Raw genomic sequence first — 19,217 nt, forward strand, 5'->3', positions numbered from 1 at the left:
CAATTAGAAAGACGGCAGCTCACACGAGCAATTCTAGCCGAAGTTGGCCTACGATGGTATGGTAAGGGGTTTCATCGTGGACCCGCGCCACCTGCAGGGCCCCGGCGAGGGTCGTGAGCACCTGCACGGCCTTGGCCGAAGGGCTGCCCACAAACCGGAGTGCGCCGGTAGCCTTTCCCACTGCCAATACCTGGGCCAACCACGCCGTCAGCTCTCCATTGAAAGTGCGGAGTTCGGCTTGCATGGCGGGCGGCAAGGTGCGAAAATCAGCCGCCAACGCGCCAAACAGGCACACGCGGCACTCTTGGCGCGCGTGGTTATCATACACCGCGAACAGGGCTTCGAGCTGCTCCGCGGGCGGCAAGTCGGCTACGCGGGGCAGGTCGCGCCACTTGCGCAGGCGCTTGAGCTGGCGCGTTACAATGGCGGTGCCCAAGTCGTCTTTACTAGGAAAATAGTAATGAATGGCGGCAGGCTTCACGCCCAACTCCCGCGCGATGTGCTGGTAGCTAAACGCATTGTAACCGCGCTCCATCAACAAGCCCCCGGCTAAGTCGAGAATGCGGGTTCGGGTGTCAAACGCCAGAGTGGCTTGCGGGTTTTGAGCATTCATAACTGGGCAAATATAACACTTACTAACTAATAAGTAAGTGTAAGTTTGAACATCAAAAAAGCCCTCCTGAAATCAGGGAGGGCTTTTTTGATGTTCAAACAAATTCAGCTATTACTCTTCCGCCTGCAGTCCCAACGCATCCACGGCTGCTTGCACGGCCTCGGCTCGATAGGCGGGTGCCGTGGCCGGGGCCTTCAGCAAACGCAGCAACCGCTGGTACTTGGTGCGGCCTTCGGCGAGCATTTGCTCGCTCACTTCAATGGTGAACACACTGAACGGCTCCACTTTCTGCACGCCCACCAGCAAAAACCGCTCGGCCCGCATGGCATCGGTGTAGAAGGCCGCTTGGCGGTCGTAATCATAGGCCGAGCATTGCCAGAGGAAATGGTCGGCGTCGCGGGCCATGGTGGTTTTGAAGTCGATGATGGTGAAGGGCTGGTCGGGCTGGTCGACCACCAGGTCGGCGCGCAGCTTGCACAGCGTATCGGTTTCGGGCTCCGTGAAAAGCACGCTGGTTTCGGGAATGCCTTGGGTGAGCAGCTCGGCTAGTTGGCTGTTGAGTTTGACGCCCTCGACTAGCCACCAGACCAGCGTATCGTTGAGACCAGGCTGGCCGGCTACGTACTCCGCCGGCTCGAGCAGGGCGGTGTGAAAGGCGGTACCAAAGCTGAGGGCGCCTTCGTTGGAGCTGGTTTGGGGGCGAGGCGGGCGCCCATCCAACGCATCGCGCAGGCGCGAGAGGTCGGAATTGGCAATGGCGGGCAGGGCCCGGTAAGTATCGTAGTCAAGGCGCAGCAAATCGGGCCGGCGGAACGGAACAGCGGAATCGGGCATAGGTGAAAAGGTAACAGAAAAAAGCACAGAATGGCTCTGCTTAAACCCTACGCCGTCCCCAAGCCCGCGGTTATGCGGCCACCTGCGTACTTCGTTTCAATACGTTGCGCATCCATTCATTTTTTTCACTGCACCATGGCTTCCTGGGTTCCTTACGCGTTGCTTTCGGCCCTCTTTGCGGCCCTCACCGCCATTTTTGCCAAGGCAGGCATTCGGGGGGTCGATTCTGATTTGGCAACGGCCATTCGCACGGTGGTCATCTTGGTGCTGGCCTGGGGCATTGCGCTGGCGCGGGGTGCCACGAGCGGGCTACCCGACTTGAGCGGGCGTACCTGGCTTTTTTTAGGGTTGTCAGGCTTGGCCACCGGGGCCTCGTGGCTATGCTATTTCCGCGCCTTGCAGCTAGGACCAGTGAGCAAAGTTGCGCCCGTCGATAAATTGAGCGTAGCCTTAGCCCTGCTGCTTGCGGTGGTATTTCTGGGCGAAACTATTTCGGCCCGCGGCATGCTGGGGGCGGTGCTTATTTTGGCCGGCACCGTTGTGCTGGTGTGGTCTTGATGCTGAATAAAGCCCAGCCTACTCCCCTACTGCTGCATTGGCCAGTAAAGCACTCTGCGATTTCCAGCGCTGAATCTTGCCCGCAATTTCTGCCAGGCCGGGGTTGTGGATGCTGCCCAAATGCGTGGTTTGAAACTCACGGTGCGGCACGTAGCTGCCGTCTTCCACCGCGCGTCCCACCTGCTGATAGGCATCGCGAAACGGCACCCCAGCAATTATCAACTGGTTGATGTTTTCAACGGAGAAAATAGGGTCGTATTTGGCCTGGTCGATGATACCGGACTTAATCTTGATTTCGGGCAGCGCAAACAGCAAAATATCAAGCAGGTCCACGAACTGCATCATCGGCCCAAACAGCAGCTCCTTCAGCAGCTGAAAGTCGCGGTGGTAGCCGCTGGGCAGGTTGCTGGTGGCCAGAATAATGTCGTTGGGTAGCGCCTGGAGGCGGTTGGCGTGGCCGCGCACCAGCTCAAACACATCGGGGTTTTTCTTGTGCGGCATGATGCTGGAGCCCGTCGTAAACTCCTTCGGCAAGGTCACAAAGCCCAAATCCTGGCTGTTGTACATCACCAAATCATACGCCAGTTTGCCCAGCGTGCCTGCGGCCCCGGCAATGGCAAAGGCCAGTGTTTTTTCGGTTTTGCCGCGCAGCATTTGCGCGCCCACCGCACTCACGGCCACGTTGCCGAAACCCATTTCCCGCGTCGTCATTTCCCGGTCAATCGGGAAGCTGCTCCCAAAGCCCGCGCCGGAGCCCAGCGGGTTTTGGTCGGCCACCGTGTGCGCGGCCTCAAACAAGCTCAAATCCAACAGCAAATGCTCGGCGTAGGCCGAAAACCACAGCCCGAAGCTGCTCGGCATGGCCGCCTGAAAGTGGGTGTAGCCCGGCAAAATATCCGCCTGGTGCACTTCGGCTTTTTTCAGCAGCACCTCCGCCAACGTAATAATCTTGGCCGCAACGCGTTCCGTGTAATCCTTGATAAACAGCTGAATGGCCGTCAGCACCTGGTCGTTGCGCGAGCGGGCCGTGTGGATTTTCTTGCCTGCGTCGCCGAATTTTTCGGTTAGATAGAATTCGATTTTAGAGTGCACGTCCTCGAAATCCTCGCCAATGACGAAGTTACCCGCCGCTATTTCAGCCGCTAGCTCGTCCAGCCCTTGTTGCAGCTGCTGGTTTTCGGCCTCGCTGAGCAGGCCCACCGCAGCCAGCATGTTGGCCTGCGCCCGGGATGCCTGCACGTCGAACGGCGCCAGATAAAGGTCTAGCTCACGGTCGTGCCCTACGGTGAACTGCTCGATTTTCTTGTCGACGGCAATGCCTTTTTCCCAGATTTTCATGCGGGCAAAGGTAGGACGGCCCCCAATAGTTGCCAGCTTAAGCCTCTTACAGGGGCATTAACTACCCGCAAAAATTAACGCAAAATACCCGGCAATTTGGCGTAATCATCTAGCCAGCTAGCCCGTAGAAGCCGCTATTTTGGGTTCTTCACCAGTTCTCCAACGCCATGTAGAAAATCACCACCTTCCTGAGCTACAACGACCAGGCCGAGGCTGCCGCGAAGCTGTACACCAGCATTTTCAAAGATTCCGCCATCACCAACACCACCTACTACACCGTCATACATCGCCATAAACAGCGGGTCCCATTTCACCTTTACCGATGGCATTTCGCTTTCCGTGAGCTGCGAAAACCAAGCTGAAATCGACGAATTATGGGCCAAGCTAACCGCCGGTGGCGACAAACCGGGCCCGTGCGGCTGGCTCAAAGACCGGTTTGGCGTGTCGTGGCAAATCACCCCGGCCAACATCGGCAAGCTGCTGCGCGACAAGAACCCGGAACGCGCCAAACGTAAAACTGCTGCCCTCATGCAAATGCACGAAATTGACATTGCCGCGCCCGAACAGGCGTGAGATTACAATTTATAGCTCTAACCCGAGCAACAACTCGATGTAATCACGAATTCCGGCGCGTATTTCACTTAGCAAAATAAATTCGTCCGGAGTGTGAGAGCGGGCGCTTTCTCCCGGGCCTATTTTCAAGGTCTGAAATGGCATCATCGACTGGTCCGAGAGCGTGGGCGAGCCGTACACCTGCTTGCCCATTGCCACGCCTTTGCGCACCAACGGATGGTTTTCGCTAATGCGTGAAGAATTGAGATGCGTGGAGCGCGGCACTATTTCCGACTGCAGATTAGCGCGGATAATTTCGACTATTTCAGCATTCTGGTACAGTTCATTGGTCCGCACATCAATTACAAATTGGCAGCGGTCCGGCACCACATTGTGTTGCGTGCCGGCGCTTATCTGCGTCACCGTCGTCTTCACCGCACCCAGGAATGGTGATATCTTGGGAAACTGATAGCCGCGTAGCCATTGAATATCGTCCAGCGCTTTATAAAGCGCATTCTCGCCTTCTTCTCGGGCGGCGTGGCCGGTTTTTCCATAGGCAGTGGCATCGAGCACAATCAGGCCTTTTTCCGCAATGGCGAGGTTCATCCCCGTTGGTTCGCCCACAATGCCCAAGTCGATTTTTCCCAACGCTGGCAACACGCTCCTAATGCCATTGGCACCCGAAATTTCCTCCTCCGCAGTAATTGCGCAAATCAAATTAAACGCATTTTGCTGCTTCTGAAAATACAGAAACACAGCCAGCAAACTCACAGCCGAAGCACCCGCGTCGTTGCTCCCCAGCCCAATTAATTTATCCCCTTCCACCACCGCTCCGAAAGGGTCGTAATTCCAACCCGCACCCGCTTTTACCGTGTCATGATGTGAATTCAGCAGCACCGTCGGCTTGCGGGCATCAAAATGCGTAGATACGGCCCACACATTGTTTTTCTGTCGCTTAGCATCAACTCCATGCGCCGCCAAAAACTCCTGAATCAAGTCCGCTGTGTTGGATTCTTCGCGCGAAAACGAAGGCGTTTTAATTAGCCGAATTAATAAGCCAACGGCATCATTACTCAACTGACTAATTATTTCAGACATAAAGTCGTATTCAGGGCATCATCGATGTAAAGCGCATGCTCAATTATTACTTTATCAACGCCAAACTGCAAGGCATCAAACGCACTTTCTAATTTGGGCAACATGCCATCCGCAATTATTCCGCTTTCTCTCAGCTCAGCATAGTCGAACAGGTTTATTCTGGTGATAACCGAGTTTTCATCCGATATATCAGCTAAAACGCCCCGTTTCTCAAAGCAGAAATGCAGCTCCACCTTATATTCTTTGCTCAATGCCTTTGCCACCGAAGCAGCAATGGTATCGGCGTTGGTATTTAATAATTGTCCTTGTCCATCGTGGTTAATGGGGCAGAATACGGGCGTCATTCCCATGGCTAAGAACTGGTGAATGCTCGCCGTGTTAATGCTCTCCTCATTCAGGTCGCCAACAAATCCATAGTCTACCTCCCGCACCGGGCGCTTCCTGGCCAGAATCACGTTGCCATCGGCGCCGGTAAGGCCCAGCGCATTAACCCCCATACTTTGCAGCGCAGCCACTATCTGCTTGTTAGTTTTACCCGCATAAAACATCGTCACGATATCGAGCGTGGCTTCATCGGTGATGCGTCGCCCGTTCAGCATGCGGGGCGCAATGCCCAAATTGGCCATCATCTCGCTGGCGCCCTTGCCACCACCGTGCACCAGTATTTTGGGGCCGCCCACTTTGGCAAAGAGCCGTAAAAACTCCAGCAAATCCGGCACGTGGTCGATAATGCCACCGCCTATTTTAAATATCTTCAGCTGGGGCTTCATTACAACTTTTTTTGGTGGGCAACGCCAGCCGGGCAGGTGGCAGTTTCAAAAAATAAGAGGGGAAACATTGCATGCAAAAGTAGGACCTTTTACATTTGCGGCAGATTTGAACCACTTGGGTCGACCCCTCGTTAAAGCGTCCAAACCAATAATTCTCCGCCATGACCGTCTCGGTTTATTTGCCTACTCCGCTTGCCCCTGCCGCTTGGCCAGGTGTTGCTGGTGTTTGCAAAACCGCTTGCGTTTTGGTGCGACGACCCTAGCGGCTTCAGCAGCCGCATGTTGGCCCCTTGGCCAGCCCTTTTGAGCCGGGTTAGTATCCGCTCAACTTACAGACAGGTTTGGGCTTTAGCAGGAATTCCCCGTATAAACTTACGGACGGGGTTTCCGGACAGCCGCGCATCTATCCCTAAGTATTTTATAATCAATGACAATACGGGTTGCAACGGAAGCGGACGAACAGTACGCTGAACAATTATGCCAATGGTACGTCGAGTCGGCCAAAACGCGGGGCACCGGCATCGCCAAGCGCGAGCCTTCATATGTGGCCCAGAAAATGGCCAGCGGCGACGGCGTTATCGCCTTCGTTGATGACGAGTTAGCCGGCTTCTGCTACATTGAAACCTTTGATGACAAGACCTTTGTCGTCAACTCGGGCCTGATTGTAAACGCCGAAATCCGCAAGGGCGGCGTGGGCCGGGCTATCAAGCAGGCCGTGTTCGAACTTTCGCGCACCAAGTACCCGCAGGCCAAGATTTTCGGCATCACGACCAGCTTGGCCGTGATGAAAATCAACACGGATTTGGGTTATGAGCCCGTGACTTTCTCGGAGCTGACCACCAGCGAAGACTTCTGGAAGGGCTGCAAAAGCTGCAAAAACTACAGCATCCTGATGGAGAACGAGCGCAAGATGTGTCTCTGCACCGGCATGCTCTATGACACGCCCGAAAAGCAGTTGGTGCAGGTTCAAGTGCCTGACTTTGCCGTCCTCACCCCCACCCTGCCCCTTCCCCAAAACCCCGCTACTGAAACCGATTCTGCACTATAAATAATGAAGAAAAAAGCTATTCTCGCCTATAGCGGCGGCCTCGACACCTCGTTTTGCGCCGTGTATTTGTCGCGCGACCTCGACCTGGAAGTCCACACGGTAATTGTCAATTCCGGCGGCTTCACGGCTGAGGAACTGGCCGCCATTGAGAAGCGTGCCTACGAATTGGGTTCGGTGAAGCACGAGGTGATTGATGTGACCACGCGCTTTTATCAGGACTGCCTGCGCTACCTGCTGTTCGGCAACGTGCTGAAAAACGACACCTACCCGCTGAGCGTGAGTGCCGAGCGCATGTTCCAGTCGCTGGCCATTGCCGAGTATGCGCGCGCCAACGAAGCAGATTACATCGTGCACGGCAGCACCGGCGCCGGCAACGACCAGGTGCGTTTCGACGTAGCGTTCTCGGTTATCGCACCCAAAACGGAAATCCTCACGCCCATCCGCGACCTCAAACTCTCGCGCCAGGCCGAGATTGAGTATCTGCAAAAAGCTGGCTTCGAAATGAGCTGGGAAAAGGCGAAGTATTCTATTAATAAAGGCATCTGGGGCACCAGCGTGGGCGGCGTCGAGACACTGACTTCGCACGAGGCCCTGCCCGAAAGTGCTTACCCGTCGCAATTGCAGCGGCAGGATTCGGAACGCGTGGAAATCACGTTCGAAAAAGGGGAACCCGTGGCGCTGAACGGCGAGACGCTGGACCCGGTAGCGCTGATTCAAAAGTTGAATGAACTGGGCTCGGCATTCGCCATCGGCCGCGACACGCATGTGGGCGATACCATCCTAGGCATCAAAGGCCGCGTGGGTTTTGAAGCGCCTGCGCCGCTCATCCTCATCAAGGCGCACCACTTGCTGGAGAAGCACACCAGCACCCGCTGGCAGCTGCTGCATAAGGACTATATCGCCAACTGGTACGGCACGCTGCTGCACGAGGCCCAATACCTCGACCCAGTGATGCGCGACATGGAAGCCTTCCTAGAATCGTCGCAGAACCACGTGTCGGGCAAGGTATTCGTGCAACTCAAACCCTACCAGTTCGACCTGCTCGGCATCGAGTCGAAATACGACATGATGCAGTCGAAAGTGGCCACTTACGGCGAGGAAAACAACGCCTGGGATGCCCGTGACGCTCGTGGTTTCATCAAGATTTTCGGCAACCAGCTGAAAATTAGCGCCAGCCTGCACGATGAAAATTAAGGCCGGCATTGTGGGCGGGGCCGGCTATACCGCTGGCGAGCTTATTCGCATTCTGCTTAACCACGAGTTCGTAGAGTTGGGCGGCATCGTCAGCTCGTCGAATGCCGGCAACCCCGTGTACCAGGTGCACGACGACCTGGTGGGCGAAACGGACTTGGCTTTCACCTCCGAATTGGCCGGTGATGAAGACGTGGTATTTCTGTGCCTGGGCCACGGCAATTCCAAAGCCTGGCTACAAAAAAACACTCTGCCCGAAACCACCCACGTCATCGACCTGAGCAACGACTTCCGCCTGAACGCGGATGCCGAGTTCGAAGGCCGCGAGTTTGTGTATGGCCTGCCGGAGCTAAATAAAGCCCGCATCCAGCAGGCCCAAAGCATTGCCAACCCAGGCTGCTTCGCTACCGCCATTCAGTTGGCGCTGCTGCCACTGGCTAAGGCTGGCAAGCTCACCGACGACATCCACGTGTCGGCCATCACTGGCTCAACCGGCGCGGGCCAGAGCCTGTCGGAAACGGTGCATTTCTCGTGGCGCACCAACAACGTGTCCATCTACAAGCCCTTCACGCACCAGCACCTCGGCGAAATCGGCGAGAGCCTGGCGCAGCTGCAGCCGCAATCAGAAGCGGAGATTCACTTCATCCCCTACCGTGGCAATTTCTCGCGGGGCATTTTCGCCAGCGTATACACACCATCTGAATTGACGCAGGACGAGGCGCGGGAGCTGTATAAGCAGTTTTATGCCGACGCGCCGTTCACCACGGTGTCGGACAAGGAAATTCACCTCAAGCAGGTGGTGAATACAAACAAATGCCTGCTGCACGTGCAGAAACAGGGCAAGCAGTTGCTCATTACCTCGGTTATTGACAATCTGGTAAAGGGCGCTTCGGGCCAGGCGGTGCAGAATATGAACCTGATTTTTGGCCTGCCCGAAACGACAGGCCTCAACCTTAAATCGGTGCTTTTCTAATGGAGCTTTTCAACGTTTATCCCCTCGTCAACATCACGCCGGTAAAGGCGCTCGGCGCCAAGCTGTGGGACGACCAGGGCCAGGAATACCTGGATTTCTACGGCGGCCACGCCGTTATTTCCATCGGTCACAGCCACCCGCACTACGTGCAGCGCCTCACCGAGCAGCTGCAGAACATCGGCTTCTATTCCAACTCGGTGCAGATTCCGATTCAGACGCAGCTGGCGCACAAGTTGGGCCAGGTATCGGGCTACGACGATTACGCGCTGTTTCTGTGCAACTCGGGGGCCGAAGCCAACGAGAATGCGCTGAAGCTGGCCTCCTTCCACACCGGCAAAACCCGCGTGGTGGCGTTTAAAGGCGCGTTTCACGGCCGCACCTCGGGCGCGGTGGCCGCCACCGACAACCCTAAAATCGTGGCCCCCTTCAATGCCGGCCACGCCATCAGCTTCGTCGATTATGACCTGAAGGCGGTGGCCGAAATCCTGCGCGGCGGCGATGTCTGCGCCGTCATTATCGAGCCCATTCAGGGCGTGGGCGGAATCATCATGCCTTCTGATGACTTCCTGCAGGGGCTGTCGCTGCTGTGCGGCGCGCACAACGTGCTGCTCATCGCCGACGAAGTGCAGAGCGGCTACGGCCGCAGCGGCAAGTTTTTCGCGCACCAGCACGCCGGCATCCGGCCCGATATCATTTCCGTGGCCAAGGGCATGGGCAACGGCTTTCCCATCGGCGGCATCCTGATTGCGCCCCATCTGAAAGCCTCCTACGGCCTGCTGGGCACCACCTTCGGCGGCAACCACCTGGCCTGCGCCGCCGCCCTGGCCGTGCTCGAAGTCGTCGAGAACGAACACCTGCTGGCCCACGCCACCGAAATGGGCGACTACCTCCGCACCGAACTGCTGGCCCACGCCGGCGCCGAAGAAATCCGCGGCCGCGGTCTGATGGTGGGCATCAAATACGATTTCCCCATCAAAGAAATCCGCGACCAGCTGCTCGCCGAACACCACATTTTCGTGGGCAACGCCTCCGACCCCACGGTACTCCGGCTGCTGCCACCGCTCAACATCACGAAGGCCGAAATCAACCGGTTTTTGCAGGCGCTGTACACACTTATTCCGGCCGAAGTGAGGAATTGAGCGGCCGGGGGCCTAACTTGCAGCCTTAATGAGTAGCACGACGAAGTTCACGAGCCCGGCTCCCCTTCTGATAAGCTGCCCGCTGCCATTGGCCCCCGTTGCGCAGCCGTCGGCCGGCTCTTTCCGCGAAAGAGCGGCCACTCCCGTTTCCATCCCGCAGTTGTGCCCGCCCGATTTCCCGATGCCTGACATCTGGAATCGGCAGTACGTGGAGCCGATTGATTTACACGCTTTCGCTCCCGTTCGGCATCCCTCCTGCATCGGCTGGAACAGACCCCTGATTTATGGTTCTGTTCCAGCCGAAATTGTATCGGGCCGGCTGCAAAAGTCGCGGAACGAAACACGAGAACGGTGTAGAGACGCGACACTTCGCGTCTCGTCGTTAAACGGCCCGCCACACACCCAACCCCGACAACGTTAGCAACGATTGAGACGCGAAGTATTGCGTCTCTACATTCCCTCCCTATAAATGTCCCAAACCGTAAAACTCATCCTCGAAGACGGCACCGAAATCCAGGGCGAATCCTTCGGCGCGTTCACCTCAGCCGCGGGCGAAGTGGTGTTCAGCACGGCCATGACCGGCTACCCCGAAAACCTCACCGACCCGTCCTTCGCCGGCCAGATTCTGGTGCTCACCTACCCCATGGTGGGCAACTACGGCGTGCCCGGCGAGGAGCTGTACGAGTCGATTTCGAAGATTTTCGAGTCGGATAAGATTCACATTGCCGGCCTCGTGGTGAACTACTACTCCGAGGAGCACAGCCATTGGAACGCCGCCAAAAGCCTCGGCGACTGGCTCAAGGAGTACAACATCCCCGGCATTTTCGGCGTCGATACCCGCATGCTCACCAAGAAGCTGCGCGAGAAAGGCGCCATGCTGGGCAAAATCGTGGCCGAAACCGACGTACCCCTGCACGACCCCAACCTTGAAAACCTGGTGGCCCAGGTGAGCCCGGCCGGCGTGCAGCACTACGGCAGCGGCCAGCACAAAATCGTGCTTGTGGACTGCGGCACCAAAACCAACATCATCCGCTGCTTCCTGGAGCGCGACGTGGAGCTGATTCGGGTGCCCTGGGACTACGATTTCACGACCCTCGACTACGACGGCCTGTTCCTGAGCAACGGCCCCGGCGACCCCAAAATGTGCGAAGCCACCATCCAACACCTCCAGAAAGCCCTGCAACAGGACAAGCCGATTTTCGGCATCTGCCTGGGCAGCCAGCTCATGGGCCTGGCCGCGGGCGGCGACACCTTCAAGCTGAAATACGGCCACCGCAGCCACAACCAGCCCGTAAAGCTCACCGGCACCCAGCACTGCTACATCACCAGCCAAAACCACGGCTTTGCAGTCGACACTGCCACCCTGCCCGCTGAGTGGGACATTCTATTCGAGAACCTGAACGACGGCACCTGTGAAGGCATCAAGCACAAAACCAAGCCATTCTTTTCCACCCAGTTTCACCCCGAAGCCGCCGGCGGCCCGCAGGATACGGAGTTCCTGTTTGATGACTTTTTGAAAGCGGTGGTAGAGTATAAAGCATCAAAGTAGTACGGACGAAAATGAGCGTCAGGCAGAGCGTAGCAAAGCATCTCGCTCGAATCGCCATTTGCAGCCACTTTACCTGACCTTCTTTGCTTCAACTTTGTCACTTCTCGGCGCACTATTCACATGCAGGTAAAAGACAGACCCTTCCCAAACTGGGGATACTTACTAATAGGAGCGTTAGCTTTTGCAGTGTTCTGCTTTGCCAAATACATGGGACAGCAAACGGTTCTGAAAGCCGTGCTGGGTGAGCCAGGTGACCTAGTTAATGATGCCATGAGTTCGGCTCGAGTTTCTCCCAGCATAACCAGTAGAACCGGGAGAATAACCGGCAGAAACTTCAAGGTTGAAGATATGAGTGCTACGAAAGACACCCTACTCTTCCGCTTTGTATTAGATGGTGAGCAGGCCGATGCCGCAATAAAAATCTGGACGACCAAACGACCGTCCGGCAAGTGGGAAATCGTGAAAAGCGACACCCTTTTTACCAAGTAGAGACCCTAGCTACGTGAACAATCGGCGGTAGCCGACTTCGCACAACTGCCTTTTAACATCACCGCACGAGCGGGCTGTTACCCAATCCTTAGAATGAACAAACCCAACAAAGTTCTCATCCTTGGTTCCGGCGCGCTGAAAATTGGCGAGGCCGGGGAGTTCGATTATTCCGGCTCGCAGGCCCTCAAGGCGCTGAAGGAGGAAGGCATCCGCACCATCCTCATCAACCCCAACATTGCCACCGTGCAAACGTCGGACAACATTGCCGACGACGTGTATTTCCTGCCCGTGACGCCCTACTTCGTGGAGGAAGTCATCAAAAAAGAGCAGCCCGATGGCATTCTGGTGGCCTTTGGCGGCCAAACGGCGCTGAACTGCGCCGTGGCCCTGTATCGCGCTGGCGTATTCGAGAAGTATAACGTGAAGGTGCTGGGCACGCCCGTGCAGAGCATCATCGACACCGAGGACCGGGATATTTTCAAGGAGAAGCTGGAGCAGATTGGCGTGCTCTGTGCCCGCAGCGTGGCCGTGACCACGATGGACGACGCGCTGGCGGCGGCCGAGAAAATCGGCTTCCCCATCATCGTGCGGGCGGCCTTTGCGCTGGGCGGGCTGGGCAGCGGCTTCGCCAACAACATGGACGAGTTGCGGACACTGGCCCAAAAATCCTTCACTACTTCCGACCAGATTCTGGTGGAAGAATCCTTGAAGGGCTGGAAGGAAGTGGAGTACGAAGTGGTGCGCGATGCCTATGATAACTGCATCACGGTCTGCAACATGGAAAACTTCGACCCCATCGGCATTCACACCGGCGAGAGCATCGTGGTGGCCCCGTCCCAAACGCTGAGCAACCGCGAGTACCACAAGCTGCGCAGCATCGGCATCAAGACCATTCGCCACCTGGGCATCGTGGGCGAATGCAACATTCAGTACGCGCTGGACCCCGTTTCGGAGGATTACCGCGTGATTGAGGTGAATGCGCGCCTGTCGCGCTCCTCAGCGCTGGCCTCCAAGGCCACGGGCTACCCGCTGGCTTTCGTGGCCGCCAAGCTGAGCCTAGGCTACTCACTGGCCGACCTGAAAAACAGCGTCACGCAAACCACGTCGGCCTTCTTCGAGCCGGCGCTCGACTACGTGGTGGTAAAGCTGCCGCGCTGGGACTTGGGCAAGTTCGCGGGCGTTAACCGCCAGATTGGCAGCGCCATGAAGAGCGTGGGCGAGGTCATGGCCATCGGCAAATCCTTCGAGGAAGCCATCCAGAAAGGCCTGCGGATGCTGGACACCGGCAAGCGCGGCTTCGTGGCCAACCGGCCCGAGGACGAGCTGGACCACACTGCCATCGACCAACTCCTGAGCGAGCCGAACGAGGAGCGCATCTTCGCCATCAACAGTGCTTTTGAGGCCGGCTACACGCTGGAGCAAGTGCATGACTTGACCAAGATTGACCATTGGTTTTTGCAGCGCCTCTACGTCATTTTCGAGCTGGGCAACCAGCTCGCCGCCGGCCGCAGCGCGGGCCTGGACGGACTGGAAACCAAGCTGCTGCGCGACGTGAAGAAGGCCGGTTTTTCCGACCAACAGATTGCCGTGAAGCTGCTGGGCGAAGGCGACGTGAAAGCCGATGAGCTGCTAGTGCGCGCCCGCCGCAAGGCCCTGGGCGTGCTGCCCGTGGTGAAGCAGATTGACACGCTGGCGGCCGAGTTTCCGGCTAAAACCAACTACCTCTACACCACTTACCACGGCACCGAAAACGACCTGACGCGCGAAACCGCGCAGTCGGTGGTGGTGCTGGGCTCGGGTGTGTACCGCATCGGCTCGTCGGTGGAATTTGACTGGTGCGGCGTGCAGGCCGTGCAAACAGCCGCCGAAGAAGGCTACAAAACCATCATTATCAACTACAACCCTGAAACTGTTTCGACCGACTACGACGTCTCGGACCGTCTGTATTTCGAGGAGCTGAGCTTCGAGCGGGTGATGGATATTCTGGATTTTGAGCAGCCAGAGGGCGTCATTCTCTCCACAGGCGGCCAGATTCCTAACAACCTCGCCACCCGCCTGGCCGAGGCAGAAGCGCCCATCCTAGGCACCGCCCCGGCCCGCATCGACGAGGCCGAAAACCGCCACAAGTTCTCCAGCATCATGGACGAGCTGGGCATTGCGCAACCGCGCTGGAAAGAGCTGACCTCGCTGGATGCCATGTACGAGTTCGTGCGTGAAGTCGGCTTCCCGGTGCTTATCCGGCCGAGCTACGTGCTGTCGGGCGCAGCGATGAACGTGGTTTCCAATAATTTCGAGTTGGAAGCTTTCCTACAAACCGCCGTGGATGTGAGCGACGAATACCCCGTAGTGGTGTCGGAATTTATCCAGGAAGCCAAGGAAATTGAGCTGGATGCCGTAGCCGACCACGGCGAAATCGTGAGCTATGCCATCTCGGAGCACGTGGAGTTTGCCGGCGTGCACTCCGGCGACGCCACCATGTATTACCCGCCCCAGCGGGTGTACGTGGGCACCATCCGCAAGCTCAAAATTATCGCCGAAAAGATTGCCAAGCGCTACGAAATCAGCGGCCCATTCAACATTCAGTTCCTGGAAAAAAACGGCGAAATCCGAGTAATTGAATGCAACATCCGGGCCTCGCGCAGCTACCCGTTCGTGTCGAAAGTATCGGGCAACAACCTCATCAAAAAGGCCACTCAGGTGCTGCTGGGCAAGAAAGTAGAGCGTGACGAAAGCGAGCGGGTCTACGACCTGCCCTTCGTGGGCGTGAAGGCCCCGCAGTTCTCCTTCACCCGCCTGCCCGGCGCCGACCCGGTGATGCGCGTTGACATGGTGAGCACCGGCGAAGTCGGCTGCCTGGGCGACACCGCCGAGGAAGCCCTGCTGAAATCGATGCTGAGCGTGGGCTACAAAATCCCGCAGAAAACCGTGCTGATTTCCGGCGGCCCCATCATCTCCAAAGTGGCGCTGCTCGCGCCCGCCGCGCTGCTCATAAAAAAGGGCTACACCGTGTACGCCACGCAAGGCACGCACCGCTTCTTCGCCGAAAACGGCATCCCCAGCAGCCTGCTCTTCTGGCCCAATGAGCTGCAGGAGCCCAACGTGCTGACATATCTGAAGGAAAAGAAAATAGACCTGGTCATCAACATCCCCAAAAACCTGTCGAAAGGCGAGCTGGACAATGATTACAAAATCCGCCGCACGGCCGTGGATTTCGGCGTTGGTTTGCTGACGAATGCGCGGCTGGCGAAGGCGTTTATCCAGGCCTTCTGCTCGCTGGAAATGAAGGATTTGAAGATTAAAAGCTGGAACGAGTATAAGACGATGTAAATCGGCAGAACAACAGCGAAAACAACTTTTATATTGAGCGTCATGCTGAGCGGAGCCGAAGCATCTCTACCGCGAGAGTAACTATTTACTACTGCGGTAGAGATGCTTCGACTGCGCTCAGCATGACGTTCTTTTTGACACTGAAAAACCCATGAAAAACTTCACCTCCTTCGCCGATGCAGGCGACTACAAAGCCCTGTTGCAGCAAGCCTTGGAAATCAAAGCTAACCCCTACGGCTACCAGCACATCGGGCGTAACAAAACCGTCGGCCTCATTTTCTTCAACCCCAGCCTGCGCACCCGGCTCAGTTCGGTGAAAGCGGCCTACAACCTGGGCGCGCAAGCCTGGGTACTCAACGCCGGGGCCGACTCCTGGACCCTGGAAATGGCCGATGGCGCGGTGATGAACGGCGGCACCCAGGAGCACATCAAGGACGCCATTGCGGTGATGAGCCAGTACTGCGACGTGCTGGGCGTGCGCACCTTCCCCACCCTCAAGGACAAGGCCGAGGACTATGGCGAAGTCGTCTTCAACAAGATTCTGCAATACGCCACTGTGCCCGTCATCAGCCTGGAAAGCGCCACGCTGCACCCCTTGCAGTCGTTCGCTGACCTCATTACGGTGGCCGAAACCAAGCAGAAGGAGCGTGTGAAAGTGGTGCTTACCTGGGCTCCGCACGTGCGCGCCCTGCCCCAGTGCGTGCCCAATTCCTTCTGCGACTGGTTCTCAGAAATCGACTGGGTCGATTTCGTCATCACCCACCCCGAGGGCTACGAGCTGGACCCCAAATTCACCAAAGGGGCCCGCATCGAATACGACCAGAAAATAGCGCTGGAGGGCGCCGACTACGTTCAAGCCAAAAACTGGAGCAGCTACCAGGATTACGGCCAGGCGCTCACCAACAACCCGGACTGGATGCTCACGCCACTCCACATGTCTTACACTGACCGGGCCAAATTCCTGCACTGCCTTCCCGTACGCCGCAACGTGGAAGTATCCGATGCCGTGCTCGACTCTCCCGGTTCGCTCATCATTCAGGAAGCCGGCAACCGGACCGTCTCCATGCAAACTGTACTACACGAAATGTTGAAGTAGCCATTTGCACGCTGCAATGAAAAGGCCCCGCAGAATAAACTTCTGCGGGGCCTTTCTGGGTTTAGACATTTCTCAAAATTCCGCGCCCAAAAGCCAGCTGCGGCTGTGCCGTCAGCCCCAAAGAAAAAGCCCCAACCTGTTTCCAGATTGGGGCTTTTGCTGTGATCCCGCTGGGATTCGAACCCAGGACCCGTCCCGCTGTTAGCGGGCTAATTTATTATCTGATTTGCAATATCTTACGTAGTTTAGAGAGCTGAACCAAGTCTTTTTTCACAAAATATAAACTTGTCTAGTAACCATTCTAGCTGCATAGCGCTATCTTGCTATTATTAGTACTAATCCAAGATAATCATGCAAACCAGGGCATTCCTACGCAAGGCCAACCGGCTAGGCGAATCACCCATCCACGTCTGGTATACCCATAAGACGGTGTACTTCTCTCACGCCACAGGGCTATCCATCGCCGAAAGCAAATGGGATAAAACAAAGGGATGCGTTAGGGAGTGCTACAAAGAATCTGGTTCGGTCAACCTGCTCATTGGTGACCTACGCTTTCGCCTGATGGAATGCGCTCGTCATCTCCTGCTTTGTGGCATTGAGCCAACCATCGAAGCTGTTCGAGCCCGCTTCCAAGGCGGTGAGTTGGTTGCTACGCCAGTTACACTAGCAGCCACAGTTACTGAAGCTACTATTGTGCCGCTGGTGATCAGCAAGCCCGCCCAGCCCACGTTTGAAAAAATGCTAGCCAAGTATCATGTCGATAGCCTCCATGTCACAGAGGGCACCAAGAAGCAGCGGCTCGCCTTCGTGCAGAATATGCGGGATTTCAGCAAGGCCAAGCGATGGGTACTGACGTTTGAAGGCATGGATGCCCCGTTCTACGAAACGTTGGCCAAGCACGAACTCTACACCAAGGGCAGCTTCAATGGCTTCTTCGGCTCCGTCGTGAAACGGCTCAAAGCATTTCTGAAGTGGTGCGAGGAAGAGCACGCCATCGCCGTTAATCCCGCCTATAAGAAATTCAAGGTGTACACCGAGGACAAAGAAGTGGTCCACCTCTCCCCTGCTGAGGTCGAACAGCTCTATCTGCATCCGTGGAAAGGTGCTATCCGGAAGTACGTCGACCTGTTCGTTTACGCCTGCGAAACCGGCTACCGCTGGTCCGACATCGTGCGCAGTAAAGAGCTACGGCTCGAAGAGGGGCTGCTGGTGCTGCGGACCCAAAAGAACCGGGGCTGGACCCGCATCCCCGCCACGCCCAACGCCATTGCCATCCTGCAACGCTATGACTGGGACCTAAACCTAGTGCCTGAGCAGAAAGTCAACGCTGCCATTAAGAAGTGCTGTCTGGAAATGGGGCTGGACTCACCTATCACCGTCTACCGCCACAAGCTGGCCGAAGCCATCCCCTTTACCAAGCCCAAGTACGAACTCATCTCGCTACACTCTGGCCGACGCACGTTCATCAGCAACTGCTTTGCCCGTGGGTTTGCCGAGACAGAAATACTGGCCATGATTGGCTCAACCGATGCGGCCACGCTCCGGCGCTACATCAAGGTTGACGGCGATGTGCTGAAGCAGAAGATGCGAGCATCTTAAAGCTTATAGCGACGCTCTTACTTGGTTCAAACCAAGTGCACTGCTTATCACTCTTATCCGATGAAATACCCTTACTTTGAGGCACGCATAAACCCTAAGAATGGACCTTGAACTAAAAATCAAACGGCTGGAAAGGGCCTTGGAAAAAGCCGAATCTGTTAAAGGCAAATCCAGAACACATTCCGAATTCAAGGCTTGGCAGCATCATACTAACAGCACTATGCTTGCGGTTTTTGGTGCTGAATCATATCAAACCAAGCAGATTCAATCGATAAAGTACACTCCTAAGCACAACTCCAAACTCGTCGCTGAAACTGATGAAGCCTTCAAAGCTCGGCGGCAAGTAGCAGTGGATTACTGTCTAACAATCGCTATAGGAACATTGACTGAATATTTACTCGATTTAAAAGAAGAAATGCAGCATAATAGACTTGGCTCTCAATCTTCTTCTGAAAAGCTTTCGGACAGTTCAAGAGTGAACCGAGTATTCATTAGCCATGCAACAACGGATCGGAAATACGTAGAAGAACTGGTTGATTTACTCAAGCTTATGGGGTTGAATAGAAGTCAGATTTTCTGCACTTCTGTTAGAGGTTACGGCATCCCATTGGGCGCCAATTTTCTTAATGAGATTAAGGCGCAGATCTCAAATGATGTGCTTGTGCTATTCGTTTTCTCGTCAAATTTTTATGCTAGCCCTATCTGCTTGGCAGAGTTAGGAGCTGCATGGGCACTCTCGAAACAACATATTCCAGTAGTTATTCCGCCTTTCGGTTTCAGCGACATTAAGAGCGTCTTGCCACACACCCAGGGGCTAATGCTCAATGACAAGTTGGAAATCAATGAACTGGCTACAAAGGTCGAATCATTGTTCGGCCTAGATGGCGACCAGCGTAATGACGATTGGGAGAGAAGCCGGGATAGGGTTGTCGAACGAATCAATACTACGATTGCCCAAGATGCCGCAGCACTTACAGCCAAGACTCATGAAGTAGGTGTTTCTCGACCCCCGAAGGACTGGCGGTAGTATTACCGCTATTTAG

Annotated in this window: 16 protein-coding genes and 2 pseudogenes; 13 read left to right on the forward strand and 5 right to left on the reverse strand. The window is 56.0% G+C overall.

Features of this window, described 5'->3' with window-relative positions; all coding sequences use genetic code 11:
* Positions 1-19 precede the first annotated feature (19 nt).
* Together I2I05_RS04195 and I2I05_RS04200 are read right to left on the reverse strand one after the other, a co-directional pair.
* Complete coding sequence (locus I2I05_RS04195) at positions 20-613, reverse strand: TetR/AcrR family transcriptional regulator (protein WP_196280982.1); 594 nt, start codon at positions 611-613, stop codon at positions 20-22.
* A gap of 111 nt (positions 614-724) precedes the next feature.
* On the reverse strand, positions 725-1,447 hold the full coding sequence (locus I2I05_RS04200) for a PD-(D/E)XK nuclease-like domain-containing protein (protein ID WP_196280983.1): 723 nt from the start codon (positions 1,445-1,447) through the stop codon (positions 725-727).
* Between the two features lie 135 nt (positions 1,448-1,582).
* Here I2I05_RS04200 and I2I05_RS04205 point away from each other — a divergent pair, with 135 nt between their 5' ends.
* The gene (locus I2I05_RS04205) at positions 1,583-2,005 is read left to right on the forward strand and encodes an EamA family transporter (protein WP_196280984.1); all 423 of its coding nucleotides are present in this window, start codon (positions 1,583-1,585) and stop codon (positions 2,003-2,005) included.
* Between the two features lie 18 nt (positions 2,006-2,023).
* On the opposite strand, the gene argH is transcribed toward I2I05_RS04205, so the two are convergent.
* Positions 2,024-3,343, reverse strand: coding sequence for an argininosuccinate lyase (gene argH, locus I2I05_RS04210; protein WP_196280985.1), 1,320 nt, complete (start codon positions 3,341-3,343; stop codon positions 2,024-2,026).
* Positions 3,344-3,567: 224 nt separating this feature from the next.
* Between argH and I2I05_RS04215 the strand changes: the two are divergent.
* Positions 3,568-3,916 (forward strand): annotated as a pseudogene (locus I2I05_RS04215) (VOC family protein).
* Between the two features lie 9 nt (positions 3,917-3,925).
* Here I2I05_RS04215 and I2I05_RS04220 read toward each other — a convergent pair.
* Both I2I05_RS04220 and argB read right to left on the reverse strand, forming a co-directional pair.
* Positions 3,926-4,993: a M20 family metallo-hydrolase gene (locus I2I05_RS04220; protein WP_196280986.1), complete on the reverse strand. Its 1,068-nt coding sequence runs from the start codon at positions 4,991-4,993 to the stop codon at positions 3,926-3,928.
* Positions 4,981-5,763, reverse strand: a complete 783-nt coding sequence (gene argB / locus I2I05_RS04225; protein WP_196280987.1) for an acetylglutamate kinase — start codon at positions 5,761-5,763, stop codon at positions 4,981-4,983. Before argB ends, I2I05_RS04220 begins: the two co-directional genes overlap by 13 nt.
* 427 nt (positions 5,764-6,190) lie before the next feature.
* On the opposite strand from argB, the gene I2I05_RS04230 reads away from it, so the two are divergent.
* From I2I05_RS04230 to I2I05_RS04275, 11 genes and pseudogenes are all read left to right on the forward strand, one after another.
* Positions 6,191-6,811 (forward strand): GNAT family N-acetyltransferase, encoded by a 621-nt coding sequence (locus I2I05_RS04230; RefSeq protein WP_196280988.1) that lies wholly within the window; start codon positions 6,191-6,193, stop codon positions 6,809-6,811.
* Positions 6,812-6,814: 3 nt separating this feature from the next.
* Positions 6,815-8,005, forward strand: coding sequence for an argininosuccinate synthase (gene argG, locus I2I05_RS04235; protein ID WP_196280989.1), 1,191 nt, complete (start codon positions 6,815-6,817; stop codon positions 8,003-8,005).
* Positions 7,995-8,975, forward strand: a complete 981-nt coding sequence (argC, locus tag I2I05_RS04240) for an N-acetyl-gamma-glutamyl-phosphate reductase (RefSeq protein WP_196280990.1) — start codon at positions 7,995-7,997, stop codon at positions 8,973-8,975. The genes argG and argC overlap by 11 nt, the downstream gene beginning before the upstream one ends.
* Positions 8,975-10,114: an aspartate aminotransferase family protein gene (locus I2I05_RS04245; protein ID WP_196280991.1), complete on the forward strand. Its 1,140-nt coding sequence runs from the start codon at positions 8,975-8,977 to the stop codon at positions 10,112-10,114. Before argC ends, I2I05_RS04245 begins: the two co-directional genes overlap by 1 nt.
* A gap of 469 nt (positions 10,115-10,583) precedes the next feature.
* A complete protein-coding gene (gene carA, locus I2I05_RS04250) occupies positions 10,584-11,663 on the forward strand; it encodes a glutamine-hydrolyzing carbamoyl-phosphate synthase small subunit (RefSeq protein WP_196280992.1) in 1,080 nt (359 codons plus the stop codon).
* A 120-nt stretch (positions 11,664-11,783) separates the two neighbouring features.
* Entirely contained in the window at positions 11,784-12,152 is a 369-nt protein-coding gene (locus I2I05_RS04255) for a hypothetical protein (RefSeq protein ID WP_196280993.1), read from the forward strand.
* A 93-nt stretch (positions 12,153-12,245) separates the two neighbouring features.
* Positions 12,246-15,479, forward strand: coding sequence for a carbamoyl-phosphate synthase (glutamine-hydrolyzing) large subunit (carB, locus tag I2I05_RS04260; protein ID WP_196280994.1), 3,234 nt, complete (start codon positions 12,246-12,248; stop codon positions 15,477-15,479).
* A gap of 151 nt (positions 15,480-15,630) precedes the next feature.
* Positions 15,631-16,575 carry a Rossmann-fold NAD(P)-binding domain-containing protein gene (locus tag I2I05_RS04265; protein ID WP_196280995.1) on the forward strand — a complete coding sequence of 315 codons (945 nt, stop codon included), beginning with the start codon at positions 15,631-15,633 and terminating at the stop codon, positions 16,573-16,575.
* A gap of 351 nt (positions 16,576-16,926) precedes the next feature.
* Positions 16,927-17,175, forward strand: a pseudogene (locus I2I05_RS22435) (Arm DNA-binding domain-containing protein); the annotation flags it as partial.
* Positions 17,176-17,268: 93 nt separating this feature from the next.
* Entirely contained in the window at positions 17,269-18,174 is a 906-nt protein-coding gene (locus tag I2I05_RS04270; RefSeq protein ID WP_196280996.1) for a tyrosine-type recombinase/integrase, read from the forward strand.
* 100 nt (positions 18,175-18,274) lie between these two features.
* On the forward strand, positions 18,275-19,201 hold the full coding sequence (locus I2I05_RS04275; protein ID WP_196280997.1) for a toll/interleukin-1 receptor domain-containing protein: 927 nt from the start codon (positions 18,275-18,277) through the stop codon (positions 19,199-19,201).
* Positions 19,202-19,217: the final 16 nt, after the last annotated feature.

Source organism: Hymenobacter jeongseonensis, from assembly GCF_015694725.1.
GTDB classification, from domain to species: Bacteria; Bacteroidota; Bacteroidia; order Cytophagales; family Hymenobacteraceae; genus Hymenobacter; species Hymenobacter jeongseonensis.